Genomic DNA, 13,123 nt, shown 5'->3' with positions numbered 1-13,123 from the left:
ATCAGCGACCAGCCATTAGCCACAAGCCGTGACCGGCGGGACGGAGCGAATCCATCCCGCCGGCCAGGCTCCCCCCGCACGTCCGTCTTCCCTCCTCCTCACCCAGAATCCCCCAATGCAGATCGATGGCAACACCCAACTCGTCGGCATCGTGGCCGCTCCCATCGCCCACGTGCGCACCCCGCAGCTGTTCAACGCCTCGGTAGCCAGGCAAGGCCTGAATGCCGTCTGCGTGCCCTTCCATGTGGATGCCGCGCAGCTGCCGGCGTTCCTGGCCGGCGCGCCAGCCGCGCAGAACCTGCAAGGCCTGGTCGTCACCATCCCGCACAAGGAAACCGTGGTGGCCGCCTGCGGCGAACTGACCGACACCGCCCGCCTGGTCGGCTCCGTCAACGCCATGCGCTTCAATCGCGAGAAAGGCATCTGGACCGGCGGCAACTTCGACGGCGACGGCTTCGTGGCAGGCCTGCGCGAGCGCGGCCACAGCCTGGCCGGCAAGCGCGTGCTGCAGCTGGGCGCGGGCGGCGCCGGCAAATCGATGGCCTACGCCATCGCGCGCGAGAACCCCGCCGAACTGGTCATTTACAACCGCTCCGCCGGCAAGGCGGCGGAACTGGTGGCGAGCCTGAAGGCAGCGCTGCCTTCGGTTTCGATCCGGGTTGGCGACGATAACCCCGCCGGCTTCGACGTAGTGGTCAACGCCACGGCCCTCGGCCTGCGCGACACGGATGCGACGCCGGTGCCGGCGCAGCAGCTCGACGCGGGCACACTGGTCTGCGAAGCGGTGGTGCGCGATGGCGATACGCCGCTGCTGAAAGCCGCCCGCGAGCGCGGCTGCACGGTGCACCACGGGCAATGGATGCTTTATGGGCAGATCGTGGAAATCGCGCGCTTCCTGGGCGTGCCGCTGGCGCCGGAGTTCGTGGAGCGGATTCTGGGGCCGGATGGAGAGTGAGTTGCGCTGCCCGGAAGGCTTGCGACGTGAGAAGCAGACGTCCGGTTCGCCTGCTTCCGCAGCGCCTTTCACGCCGTAGCCTTCCGCTGTTCCGCCCTGGCTTGACCCCCCCTGTCCAGATTCCCGGCGCCACCGCGTTCTACTCGATCCTATACAGATCGGCCCCGCGTCTCGGGCAGCCCTAGCGTGGCGGCCACAGAGATGATGCCCGCAATGCACATGTACCAGGCCGGCATCACGGAATCACCTGTGCGATCGATCAACCACGTGATGATGAATTGCGTGGTTCCGCCAAACAGAGAGACGCTGATTGCGTACGTCAACGACAGACCGGTTGCACGCACCCTCTGTGGCAGCATTTCGGGTATCCCGATGATGAGCGCCGCCCCGCTCAAGGAAGAGAGCAAGGTCAGCAGCCCTGTTACAGCCAGCAATGATCCGAGTGACGGTGCCGAGGTCAACCATAGAAACGCAGGCACGGCAAGCAAGGACGCTATCAGGCGTGGCCAGAGCATAAGGGGCTTGCGTCCGTACCGGTCCGCCATCCATCCACCCAGCAAGGCAAAAACCAGCGTGAATAGGCCATTGATGATAGTTGCCCCCATAGCCACGGCCGGCGGCAGCTTCAGTGCGGAAATCGCAAACGTGGTCATGAAATTGATGACGTAGGCCGCGATGGTTCCTCCAAGGATCGCCAAGATACCGAGCCCAATGACACGGCGGTGCTGTTTCAAGCCCGCTAGACCCGTATTGTGCGGCTGGTGTTTGCCACTCCCGAGCGTTTCCGGTAGATGCCGGCGCAAGTACATGCCGATGGGCAATAGCAGCAATCCCATCGCGAACGGCAACCGCCAGCCCCAGACCTCCGTTTGCTCTGGCGTCAGCAGACTGGTTACCGTCAACCCCATGATGCCGGCAATAAAAATCGCAGCGCCTTGGCTCGCCAATTGCCAGCTGGTATAGAGGCCCCGTTGACTCGACGGCGCAATCTCGATCAGGTACGCAGTAGACGGCCCCACCTCACCGCCGAGAGCCAGGCCCTGAACCAATCGGCACGCGACAATAATGATCGGTGCAGCAATACCGATGGTTTCATACGAGGGCGTCACGGCGAGCCCCAGGGTGCCGATGGAAATCAGCCCGATGGTCAGCAGCATGGCCGGTTTGCGGCCCGAGTGGTCCGCAAACGTCCCAATCAACACGCCACCCAACGGACGCGCCAGAAAGCCTACGCCGAAGACCGCCACCGACATCAACAGGCTGCCCACGGGCGTCGACGCGGGGAAAAAGGCTTTGCCGATGTAGATGGCAAAGAACGCGTAAGTCATGAAATCATAGAACTCCAGCGCGTTGCCCGCGACTGTGGCCGCGACGAGTTTCTTGCTGATTCCAATGGAAATGCCTTCGGTTGATTGAAGATTTTTCATGGCTGCTCACTTGGCTCAGGGTTGAAGCGCGCGTCGCCAAAAAAACGCTGCACCAGCAACACCCAATACCGGCTGCCGGCTTCGATGTTCGCGTCGTTGAAGTCGTAGCCGGCGTTATGGACCATGCAGGCGCCGTGCACGTTGCCATCACCACCGTCGCCATTTCCGATGAAGAAGTAACAGCCGGGGATTTTTTCCAGCATGAACGCAAAATCCTCGCTGTTCATGCGGGGAGCCGCACATTCAACTTTCGACTCTCCCAGCAATTCCACCGCCACCTGACGAGCGAAGTCGGTTGCGGTCGGCGTATTGACCAACACCGGGTAGCCTTCTGATGCCACTTGGCTCACCTGCGCTTCCATGCCAAAGGATTGCGCATGGCCTTTCGTCAAGGTCTCAATCCGTTCCAGCAGCATTGTGCGTACGGCACGATCCAATGCCCTCACACTGACCTTGAGCACTGCCTCTCCGGGGATCACGTTCGCTGCCTGGCCTGCTTGTATCGATCCGACGGTCACCACGCCTGACTGCAGAGGGTCGACATTGCGCGACACCACCGTCTGCAAGGACATGACCAGCGCAGCCGCCACTACGACCGGATCATTTGCCTCGTGGGGTATGGCGCCGTGGCCGCCCGTGCCACGCAGCGTAATAATGATCTGATCCGAAGAAGCTAACGCGGGGCCTTCACGAAACTGCAGGCGCCCTTGCTCTACGCCGGGCATGTTGTGCAGCGCGAAGACGGCATCGCATGGGAAGCGCTCAAACAAGCCGTCATCGATCATGGCTCGCGCACCTCCACCGCCTTCCTCTGCAGGCTGAAAGATCAAATGCAGCGTTCCGTCGAACTCGACGTCGTGCGCGATATGCCACGCTGCGCTCAGCAGAGTCGCCGTATGCCCATCGTGACCACACGCGTGCATCACACCCGCACGCACGCTCGCCCAAGGCAACCCGGTACGCTCTTGAATCGGCAAAGCATCCATATCGGCACGGATGCCCAATCGGCGCTGTCCGGAACCTCGTACCAGGGTTGCAACAAGGCCAGTCTTGCCGATGCCGGTTTCCACCTGGTAGCCCCATTCGCGCAGGCAATCAGCCACCAGTGCCGAAGTTCGGTGTTCGCTGTAGCCAAGTTCCGGGTGCTGGTGGATATCTCTGCGCAACGCCATAAAATCCGGCGCCGGTTTCGGCTCGCGGCCCGTGTCTGCCATGGTGCTGGTCTCCTTGATTGTGCGAATGTGGAGGAGCTTATGGAGGGCCCGACGCAACGTCCAATGCATTGTTATGCCGAATATAATAAGTAAAACTCATGCTCCCCCAACGCCATGACACTGGTCCAACTGCGGCACCTGATCCTGCTGGCAGAACTCGGATCCTTCAGCCGGGCGGCCGATGCCGCCTGCCTGACCCAGCCCGCACTGAGCCGCAGCATTCGCGCGCTCGAAATTGAATTCGGCGGGGCCTTATTTGATCGCATCGCCCACCGCACCGAACTCACCTCGTTCGGGCAGCATGTCGTTGAACAGGCCAGGTCGATTTGTGACAAGACGGATGCTCTGGTGGAATCCGCGGGCCAAATGATCAACGGATCATTGGGCAGGCTGTCGGTTGGCTTCGGGTCCGGTCCGGGGGCAATACTAATGACGCCTCTGTTGTTATACGTGGCCAAACACCAGCCTAACCTGAAACTGCAGGTTACGAGAACGCAGCCGGACCAGATGCTCAAAGCCTTGCGCGAGCGCTCGCTGGATATCCTGATCGTGGATTCGAGAGCGATACCGATCGAACACGATTTGACAATAGAACCCATCAGTACGATGAGAACGGCTTTCATGTGCCGGCAAGGGCATCCGCTGACGCAGGGCAAGTCACCTGTGACACTCCGTGAGCTCAAGCGCTACGTGATTGCAAGCACGTTTATATCCGACCAGGTGCGGCATGCTCTAGTCGAAATCTACGGCCCGGAAGGTCATCCCGATTGTCTTTTCAATCTGCAATGTGGAGAGTTGGGGAATCTACTGGAATTGGCGCGGATGAGCGAGACGGTGGTCATCGCAGTACGTCACGCCGCACAGGATTTGGTGGAAATCCCGATTCAGCCGGCACTGGACATAGATGCCACGTTTTGTTGGGTCTCGCTGAAGGGGCGTGCAATGCCACTGGCATTCAAACTGATTCGCCCCTTCGTCTACGAACGATTACGCGATCCGGAGTGATTCAAAGCCGCCCACGGGCGCGGCTGCACGGGGCACCACGGGCAATGGATGCTTATGGGCGGATCGTGGAGATCGCGCGCTTCCTGGGCGTGCCGCTGGCGTCGGAGTTGGTGGCGCGGATTCTCGGGCCCGCGGCCTGAACAAGGCCAGTCGTCTCCCCGCTCCCGCAGTCGGGAAAGGGGAGGCAAGCTGCGCAAAGGGAGTCAGATCGCTCCGCTGCTCCGCAGCGCGTCGATCGCGCCATCATCCACCCCCCAGTCACGCAACACCGCTTCGCTGTGCGCGCCCGGCCCCGCCGGCGGCTGCGGCACGGCGGCAGGTGTGCGGCTGAAGCGCGGCGCCGGCGCCGGCTGCATCACGCCGTCTATCTCCAGGAAGGTCTCGCGGGCGCGGTTGTGCGGATGCTGCGGCGCCTCGTCCCAGTCCAGGATGGGCGCGAAGCAGGCATCGCTGCCTTCCAGCAGCGCGCACCACTCGGCACGCGTGCGCGTCAGGAACAGCGCGGTCATGCGCGCCTTGAGCCCGGGCCACTGGCGCTTGTCGAGCTGCGCGTCGAAGGCGGGGTCGTCCAGGCCGCAGCGTTCGCGCAGCAACGCGTAGAACTGCGGCTCGATGGCGCCCACCGCCACGTACTTGCCGTCGGCGCAGGCATAGGTGTCGTAGAAATGCGCGGCGCCGTCCAGCAGGTTATCGCCACGTTGGTTGTTCCAGCGGCCCGCGGCCTTGAAGCCGTACATCATGGCCGACAGCAGCGCGGTGCCGTCGGTCATGGCGGCGTCCACCACCTGGCCCTTGCCCGAGTTGCGCGCCTCGTTGATCGCGCACATCACGCCAAACGCCAGCAGCATGCCGCCGCCGCCGAAATCGCCGACGTAGTTGAGCGGCACCACGGGCGGCTCCCCGGCCCGGCCAATGGCGTGCAAGGCGCCGGCAATGGCGATGTAGTTGATGTCGTGGCCGGCGGCCTGGGCGAGCGGGCCGTGCTGGCCCCAGCCGGTCATGCGGCCATACACCAGCGCCGGGTTGCGCGCCAGGCACGGCTCCGGGCCGAGGCCGAGGCGTTCCATCACGCCGGGACGGAAGCCTTCGATCAGCACGTCTGCCTTCGCGATCAGGTCCAGCACCACGCCGGCGGCGCCGGGCTTGCGCAGGTCGATGGCCAGCGAGCGCTTGCCGCGCGCGGTGACGTCGCAACGCGCCTTGCCGAAGCTGGTGGCCGCCGGTTCGCCCGGCTTGGCCGGCCGGTCGATGCGGATCACCTCGGCGCCCTGGTCCGCCAGCATCATCGCGCAGAACGGCGCCGGCCCGATCCCCACCATTTCCACCACCTTCAAACCCGCCAACGGTCCCGCCATGTCCTGTCTCCGGTTGTCTGCTCGGTCCGGGAGCGTTCCCGGAGCGTCTCGCCGGACAGTTTGCCATGGCGGCCGGCGCACGGAATCGTCAATAACGACGAGACGGATCCGCGCCCCGGGCCCCGTCACGCCGGGGACGGCGAGGCGAAGCCAGGCGGCGTTGCATCAAGCGCCTGACGAAGCGCTTCGGCGGTCAGGCCGGCCAGGCTGTCCGGTACCGGCCGCCCAGCTTCCAGCAGTGCCTGGGCCACGCTGACCACCCTGTCGGCGCGGTAGTGCCGCCCGCTGCCGATCGCGTCTTCGAAATCATTGGCGCGGCGGTTGATCGCCTCCGGATCGGCGCTGACCAGCAGGACGGCGTGGGCCAGCACCACGTGCAGGCTGGGGTCTTCGGCACCCGCCACGCGCCGCCAATACTGTGCCGTGCCAGCCATCTTGCGCGCCTGCCCCGGCGGTCCCCAGGCCAGGTTGAAACGGCCGTCGCAGAACGAGCCGTCCACGGCCTGCCAGTGCGTCTGCAGGCCCAGAGCCCCAAGCGCGCCCGCCAGCACCTCGCACAGGTGCAGGTAGACCGCCTCGGAATGGGTGCCGGCGCCGCCGCGCACCGGGTAGGCCAGGCTCAGGTTGAGAATGCCCGGCCCCTGCGGCACCAGTCCGCCGCCGGACAGCCGCAGCCAGACCGGACAGCCGCGCGCGGCAAAGGCGCTGCGCGCGGCCTCCAGCTGCGCATGCCTCAGGTAGCTGCGCGGCACCACCAGCGAGACGGGTGCCTGCCACAGGTGCGCCAGCCAGCGGCCGGTGGATGCCTGTGCGAGCAGCGCCTGCTCGGCATGGAGGGGGTCCGGGTCGGCGGGATCGGGAACGAGGGTTTCAAATCGCATGGCATGGCCGGTAAGCGCCGGGACGGGTTGCGCATATCCCGGGCCGCGGCGCGGCCCGGCTACGGTCAGTGGAAGGTAAAACCGCCGTCGACGTTGACCGATTGCCCGGTCACATTGTCCATGGTAGCGAAGAACAGCGCCATCCGGCCCATGTCTTCCGGCGTCTGCGCCCGTCCCTGCGGAATCAGCGTGAGCTGGTGACGCGCCCACGAATCCTCCACCGACTCGCCATCGGACTTCCATTCGTCCGAGAGGCGGTCCCACATATAGGTGCGCACGATGCCGGGGCAGATGGCATTGACCGTGATGCCCTCGCGTGCCACTTCCTTGGCCAGCGCGTTGGTGAACCCGACCACGGCGAACTTCGAAGCGCTGTAGTGCGCCAGGTTCGGAAAGCCCTCCTTGCCTGCGATCGATGCGACATTGATGATGCGCCCCCTGTGTTGGGCCTTCATGTGCTCGAGCACCGCCTGGCAGCCCAGGAAGGTGCCCTTGGCGTTGACGTCCATGACGAAATCCCAGTCGCGCTCGCTCAACTGGTCCACCGGATGGACGCTGATCACGCCCGCGCAATTGACCAGCACGTCCAGCCCGCCCAGCTGGTCGAGCGCCTGCTTCACCATGGCGCGGTGCATCTCCGCGCGGGTCACGTCCACCTTGAGCGTGCTGACGCGGCGGCCCAGCGCGCGGACTTCCTCCGCGGTCTCGCGCATCGCGTCCTCGAGCAGGTCGGCAATCAGGATATCGGCGCCGGCCTGCGCCAGGGTGAGGACGATGCCACGCCCGATGCCGCGCGCGCCGCCGGTCACCACGGCGACTTGCCCCTTCAGGGGTTCGTTCATATTGGGTCTCCTTTGATCGTTTTGGTTGCTTTCAAGGTTGATCTGGCTTTCGTGTGAGGGGAGCATGCCTGGGGCTCTGAACGAAGCCGCCAGGCTGCGCCAGACCAGCCTCAGCCGCCTACATGCCGCTTGAGCAGCGCGTTGACCTCATTGGCCTTCTCCATCTGGCTCATATGGCCTGCGTCGTCGAACACCTTGACGGTGGCGCCGGCGGGCGCGTTCTGCGCATGCGCCGCTGGAATGATCCGGTCCTGCGCGCCCCACATCACCAGCACCGGCTTGCCGCTGTCGCCAAGCCTGCGGCCGGGCTGCTCGGTCTGCCGGCCGCCGCCGAACAGGCTGGCGCCCAGGCTGCCCAGTGCCTCCGTCACGCCGTCCAGGCGCTTGTACTTGAGCAGATCGTCAAGCATCTGGCGGCTCACCAGCCCCGCGTCGGCGAACAGCAACTCCACCACCGGCTTCAGATCGCGCCGCGACTGCGCATTGACGAAGCCCTCGGTGTAGGCGTGGTTGACCTCGTCGCCCAGGCCGGCCGGCGACACCAGCGCCACCGAGCGCACGCGCTGCGGCGCGTCCACCGCCAGTTGCGCGGCCACGCCGCCACCCATCGAATGCCCCACCAGATGTGCCTGGCCGATATCGAGCGCGTCCATGAAGCGCGCCACGAAGCCCGCCAGCGATGCCAGCGTGGTGCCCGGCAGCCTGGGCGTGGACTGGCCGTGCGCCGGCAGGTCCAGCGCGATCACGGTGTGGGACTCCGCCAGCGCGTCCAGGTTGAACAGCCAGTTGTCCAGGTCCCCGCCGAAGCCGTGGATGAACAGCACGGTGTCCGCGCCCTCGCCCCGCCTGGCGTAGCGCACGCGGATGCCGTCGATATCGATGAAGTGGTAGGCCGAAGCGGCCGTGCCCTCATCGTCCTCGTCCGCGGCCGGGGTTTCGTAGGCGGCCACGTAGGCATCGATCTGCGCATCGCTGACCTCGGGCGGCGCCAGCACGCCCAGCAGCGCCTTGACCGGCAGCACATCGCCCACCGCGGCCACCTTGCGCCGCAGCGTGCCGGCGTCGGGCGCTTCGACCGCGTTGGCGATCTTGTCGGTCTCCACGTCGAGGATCGGCATGCCCACCGAAATCTGCGCGCCCTCCTCGACCAGCCAGTCGTTGACGGTGCCTTCTTTCATCGACAGGCCCCATTTGGGCATGACGATCGGAGTGATCTCGGCCATCAGTGTTTCCCTCCTTTCACGGTCTTGCGCGCGGCATCGGCGATCTGCGCCGCGCTGGGGATATAAAGGTCTTCCAGCGCGGGCGAGAACGGCACCGGCGTATGCGGCGGGCAGACCATCTCGATGCCGGCCTTGAGCGCGCCGAACGCACGCTGCGCAACCTGCGCGGCGATGTCGGTGGCGATATTGCAGCGTGGGCTGGCTTCGTCGACCACCACCAGGCGCCCGGTGTTCTCCACCGTCTCCAGCACGGTGTCGATATCCAGCGGCGAGAGCGAGCGCAGGTCCACCACTTCCGCCTCGATGCCTTCCTTGGCCAGCGTGGCCGCGGCTTCCAGCGCGCGATGCACCATCAGGCCGTAGGTGACGATGGAAACGTCCTTGCCGTCGCGCACGATGTTGGCCTCGCCGAAGGGAATCGCGTACGAGTTCTCCGGCACCTCGCCTTCGAGGCCATAGAGATTCTTGTGCTCGCAGAAGATCACCGGATCGTTGTCGCGGATGGCCTGGATCAGCATGCCCTTGGTGTCGTAAGGCGTGCTCGGGCACACCACCTTGAGGCCCGGGATGTGGGTGAAGATCGGCGTCAGCATCTGGCTGTGCTGCGCCGCCGCGCGAAAGCCCGCGCCCACCATGGCGCGGATCACCACCGGCGTCTCGGCCTTGCCGCCGAACATATAGCGGAACTTGGCGGCCTGGTTGAAGATCTGGTCGAAGCACACGCCCATGAAGTCGATGAACATCAGCTCGGCAATGGGCCGCATGCCGCAGGCGGCTGCGCCGATGGCCGCACCCACGTAGGCCGATTCGGACAGCGGCGTATCGAGCAGGCGGTCGCCATGCTTGGCGTACAAGCCCTTGGTCACGCCGAGCACGCCGCCCCAGGCGTCCTTCTCGCCGTCCGCGCCGGCGCCGCCGACGATATCCTCTCCGAGCATGATCACGCTCGGGTCACGGGTCATTTCCTGGTCGATCGCTTCGTTGATCGCCAGCTTCATGCTTAATTTGCGGGACATGGTGTGGTCTCCTGATCCTGGTCTTGCTTTGTCGTCGTTATGTCTCGGAATGCCGAATGCCTGGCAGGCCCTGCGCTCAGTAGCTGACGTACACGTCGGACAGCAGGTCGGCCGGGGTCGGGAACGGCGCGGCCTTGGCCTGCTGCACCGCGTCCTCGATCAGCGCGGCCACCTGCTCGTCGATCTCCTTGAGTTCGTCCGCCGAGATCACGCCGGCCTGGGTCACGGTGGCGGCGAACTTCTTCAGGCAGTCCTTGTTGGCGCGGATGTCGTCGAGCTCGCCGGAGGCGCGGTAGGTCTGCGCGTCACCCTCGAAGTGGCCGTAGAAACGGACCATCTTGCATTCGAGCAGGGCAGGACCGCCGCCTTCGCGGGCGCGCCGGATCACCTCGCCGGCCGCTTCGTGCACGGCGAAGAAATCGGTGCCGTCCACCGTCACGCCGGGAATGCCGAAGCCGGCGGCGCGGTCCACGTAGCTGTCCACCGCGGTGCCGTAGTCGCGCGCGGTGGACTCCGCGTAGCCGTTGTTCTCGATGACGAAGATCACCGGCAGGTTCCACACGGCGGCAAGGTTCAGGCTTTCCAGGAAGGTGCCCTGGTTGGAGGCGCCGTCGCCGGCGAAGGTGATGCCGATCTCACCCTTGCCGCGGAACTTGGCGGCCAGCGCGGCGCCGCAGACCAGCGGCGCGCCCGCGCCCAGGATGCCGTTGGCGCCCATCATGCCCTTGGACAGGTCCGCGATATGCATGGAGCCGCCCTTGCCGTTGCAGGAGCCGCCCTTGCGGCCATAGATCTCCTTCATCATCGCGGCGGGGTCGACGCCCTTGGCGATGCAATGGCCGTGGCCGCGGTGCGTGCTGGCGATGCGGTCGCCGTCGCCCAGGTGATGCAGGATGCCGACGCCCGCCGCTTCCTCGCCGGCATAGAGGTGGACGAAGCCGGGGATGTCGCCGCGGCCGAAGTCCACGTGCAGGCGCTCCTCGAAATCGCGGATGGTGCGCATCTTGCGGTAGACCGCGAGCAGCTCCTGCTTTTCCAGGGGCAGCGTGTTTCCGTTGGCACCGGATGATTTGGCTGTCATGTCTGTCTCCTTCAGGGTGTTGTGGTGGCGGTGAGAAACTCGGAATGCGGTTGGGGCGGGGGCTCCTGCGGCGGTGCGCGCCCGCCGCGCATCAGCCCCGCGGCGGCGGCGTAGCGCATGCAGGCGGCGACATCGATGCTGAGGAAGGCGCGCTCGCGCAGCGTCACGGTGACTTCGTCGCGGGGGCCGAACACCAGCTCGCGCTCGCCATCGAGCGCGACGATGCCGGCGCGCTGGCGTACGCGGTGCGGCACGCCGTCGGTCAGGCGCTCCCAGCCCGCGATCGGCACCGCGCGCAGCAGGCCCGGCGCGATCGGGGCGCTCAGGTCGAAGCGGCCTTCGCCCGCGGCGGCCAGCTCGATCGCCAGCCCGCCCGGCTCGTGCCGGCCCACCGGCTCGAGCAAGCCGCCGATGGCGGACAGGCCGATCGCCTGCGGATCGGCAAAGGAGACGTAGACCGCGCCCAGCGTCTCGGTCTTCCACAGGGCACGCGCGCCGATGAAGTGCTCATGGGAGATCACCGCATCGACCAGCGCGATGTCGTGCCGCACCTCGCCATCCCCGGCAATCGCGATGTCGAGCCGCTTGTTGCCCGCCAGCGCATGGGCGGCGGGAATGCGTCCGCTGGCGAACAGGCCGGTGGCCAGCCCCGTGATGGTGGGCTCGCGCATTTCCGGATAGGCATTGTTGGTGCCGGTGGACAGGCCCGCGATCGGCACCGCGCCGCATTCGCGCACCACCGCACGGTGCGTGCCGTCGCCGCCGAGCACGATGATGGCGGCCACCCCGGCCTCGCGCATCATGCGCGCGGCCAGGAAGGTATCGTCGACGCGCGCGGTGACCGGCATGTCGAGGTACGCCACCTCGGGCAGCGCGGCATCCGGGCCCTGGCGGCGCGACAGGTGGCGCGCCAGCAGCACGCGCATGCCTTCGCGGTCGGGCATCATCACCACGCGGCCCACGCCGCAGGCGGCCAGCGCGGCCAGCAGGCGCAGCACGATATTGACGCGGTCCGCCAGCTGCAGCGTATTGGCGTTGGCGATCACGCGGCGGATATCGCGTGCGGAAATCGGGTTGGCGATGATGCCGACCAGCGGCCGCGCGGCCAGCGCTTGTTCATCCATGCCTGTCTCCTGTCGTTCTGCTTATGTTTCTGCTTGTGACAGGCATATCGCAACGGTCGTGCCACCCCGGCAACGCGCATCCGGCGCGCGAAAGATGCGGGATTACCCCGAGAAAAACGGATGCGGACGGGTGGATTCCGGCCTGCGCGCGGGCCGCGGCGTGACAGGTGTCACAGCATCAGGTGTACAGGCGATGGACAGTTGTAGCGGGCAGGCGGGCATCCCGGGTGCGGCGAAAGACTCCTCGCCATCGAACCAGACGAGCGGCCGGGATCCAACCCGCATCGCCTTAAGAACTCGTTTCAACAAGAAATTTCACGCGGCAGCCGATGTCACGACAGCCCGCGCCCACCACGAATCCGCAAAGCCACCGAGCCCGACAAGCCAGCCCCCCTGCAAGGGGTCGCTTTCTTTTGGTCATTTTTCTTTACGAGCGGGTAAAGAGAGATTCTTGAATTGGAGTTTGCCTGGTTATAGGTTTTTTATGGGAATGATTTAGGATTGCAGGGCCTGAAGGCGGAGTGGTGTCGGGCTCTTGGGCTCTTGGTGGTATTTGGTTTTCAGTAGGACCTCATGCCGTTGTAGGGACCTGATTCAGGTCTGCAGGGCCTAAAGGCGGAGTGGTGTCGGGCTCTTGGGCTCTTGGTGGTATTTGGTTTTCAGTAGGACCTCATGCCGTTGTAGAGACCTGATTCAGGTCTGCAGGGCCTAAAGGCGGAGTGGTGTCAGGCTCATGGGCACATGGAGGTGTCACTTTTCTTTACTCGTAAAGAAAAGTAACCAAAAGAAAGCGATCCTTGCAGGAGGCTGGGTTATCGGGCTTGGTGGCTTTGCGGATTCGTGGTGGGCGCGGCGGTTCTAATGAACTGCTGACGCTACCGGCACGAACGGCATTGCCGCTGCGAATGACGGTGGTTTCATTGTATGACCCCTGAATGACGATCTCGCTTGCCCATTCAGGCATCTGCCGTTACCAGTTTATATGGCCACTCGAACACGA

12 protein-coding genes are annotated in these 13,123 nt (G+C 65.3%); 2 read left to right on the top strand and 10 right to left on the bottom strand.

Annotation, left to right across the window (positions count from 1 at the left end; all coding sequences use genetic code 11):
• Positions 1 to 115: 115 nt before the first annotated feature.
• Positions 116 to 955: a shikimate dehydrogenase family protein gene (locus tag AC3FOF_RS41375; protein WP_276269041.1), complete on the top strand. Its 840-nt coding sequence runs from the start codon at positions 116 to 118 to the stop codon at positions 953 to 955.
• 149 nt (positions 956 to 1,104) lie between these two features.
• On the opposite strand, the gene AC3FOF_RS41370 is transcribed toward AC3FOF_RS41375, so the two are convergent.
• Both AC3FOF_RS41370 and AC3FOF_RS41365 read right to left on the bottom strand, forming a co-directional pair.
• On the bottom strand, positions 1,105 to 2,382 hold the full coding sequence (locus AC3FOF_RS41370; protein WP_276269040.1) for an MFS transporter: 1,278 nt from the start codon (positions 2,380 to 2,382) through the stop codon (positions 1,105 to 1,107).
• Entirely contained in the window at positions 2,379 to 3,596 is a 1,218-nt protein-coding gene (locus AC3FOF_RS41365; RefSeq protein WP_488729953.1) for a M20 aminoacylase family protein, read from the bottom strand. The genes AC3FOF_RS41370 and AC3FOF_RS41365 overlap by 4 nt, the downstream gene beginning before the upstream one ends.
• Before the next feature lie 114 nt (positions 3,597 to 3,710).
• Between AC3FOF_RS41365 and AC3FOF_RS41360 the strand changes: the two genes are divergently transcribed.
• A complete protein-coding gene (locus AC3FOF_RS41360) occupies positions 3,711 to 4,601 on the top strand; it encodes a LysR family transcriptional regulator (protein WP_488729952.1) in 891 nt (296 codons plus the stop codon).
• 203 nt (positions 4,602 to 4,804) lie between these two features.
• Here AC3FOF_RS41360 and AC3FOF_RS41355 read toward each other — a convergent pair whose 3' ends face one another.
• From AC3FOF_RS41355 to AC3FOF_RS41320, 8 genes are all read right to left on the bottom strand, one after another.
• Entirely contained in the window at positions 4,805 to 5,956 is a 1,152-nt protein-coding gene (locus AC3FOF_RS41355; protein ID WP_276269037.1) for a CaiB/BaiF CoA transferase family protein, read from the bottom strand.
• A gap of 125 nt (positions 5,957 to 6,081) precedes the next feature.
• A complete protein-coding gene (locus AC3FOF_RS41350; RefSeq protein ID WP_276269036.1) occupies positions 6,082 to 6,837 on the bottom strand; it encodes a lipoyl protein ligase domain-containing protein in 756 nt (251 codons plus the stop codon).
• 65 nt (positions 6,838 to 6,902) lie between these two features.
• Positions 6,903 to 7,679, bottom strand: coding sequence for an SDR family oxidoreductase (locus tag AC3FOF_RS41345; RefSeq protein WP_017227892.1), 777 nt, complete (start codon positions 7,677 to 7,679; stop codon positions 6,903 to 6,905).
• A gap of 110 nt (positions 7,680 to 7,789) precedes the next feature.
• Complete coding sequence (locus AC3FOF_RS41340; RefSeq protein WP_488729951.1) at positions 7,790 to 8,902, bottom strand: acetoin dehydrogenase dihydrolipoyllysine-residue acetyltransferase subunit; 1,113 nt, start codon at positions 8,900 to 8,902, stop codon at positions 7,790 to 7,792.
• Positions 8,902 to 9,918: an alpha-ketoacid dehydrogenase subunit beta gene (locus AC3FOF_RS41335; protein ID WP_276269033.1), complete on the bottom strand. Its 1,017-nt coding sequence runs from the start codon at positions 9,916 to 9,918 to the stop codon at positions 8,902 to 8,904. Before AC3FOF_RS41335 ends, AC3FOF_RS41340 begins: the two co-directional genes overlap by 1 nt.
• Positions 9,919 to 9,994: 76 nt before the next feature.
• Complete coding sequence (locus AC3FOF_RS41330; RefSeq protein ID WP_276269032.1) at positions 9,995 to 10,999, bottom strand: thiamine pyrophosphate-dependent dehydrogenase E1 component subunit alpha; 1,005 nt, start codon at positions 10,997 to 10,999, stop codon at positions 9,995 to 9,997.
• A gap of 11 nt (positions 11,000 to 11,010) precedes the next feature.
• On the bottom strand, positions 11,011 to 12,123 hold the full coding sequence (locus AC3FOF_RS41325) for an ATP-NAD kinase family protein (protein ID WP_276269031.1): 1,113 nt from the start codon (positions 12,121 to 12,123) through the stop codon (positions 11,011 to 11,013).
• Positions 12,124 to 12,883: 760 nt separating this feature from the next.
• On the bottom strand, positions 12,884 to 13,087 hold the full coding sequence (locus AC3FOF_RS41320; protein WP_488729950.1) for a hypothetical protein: 204 nt from the start codon (positions 13,085 to 13,087) through the stop codon (positions 12,884 to 12,886).
• Positions 13,088 to 13,123: the final 36 nt, after the last annotated feature.

The organism is Cupriavidus sp. 96C5-1, assembly GCF_057798855.1.
Note: the sequence above shows the minus strand (reverse complement) of the source record. Positions and strands in the feature narration are given on the sequence as shown.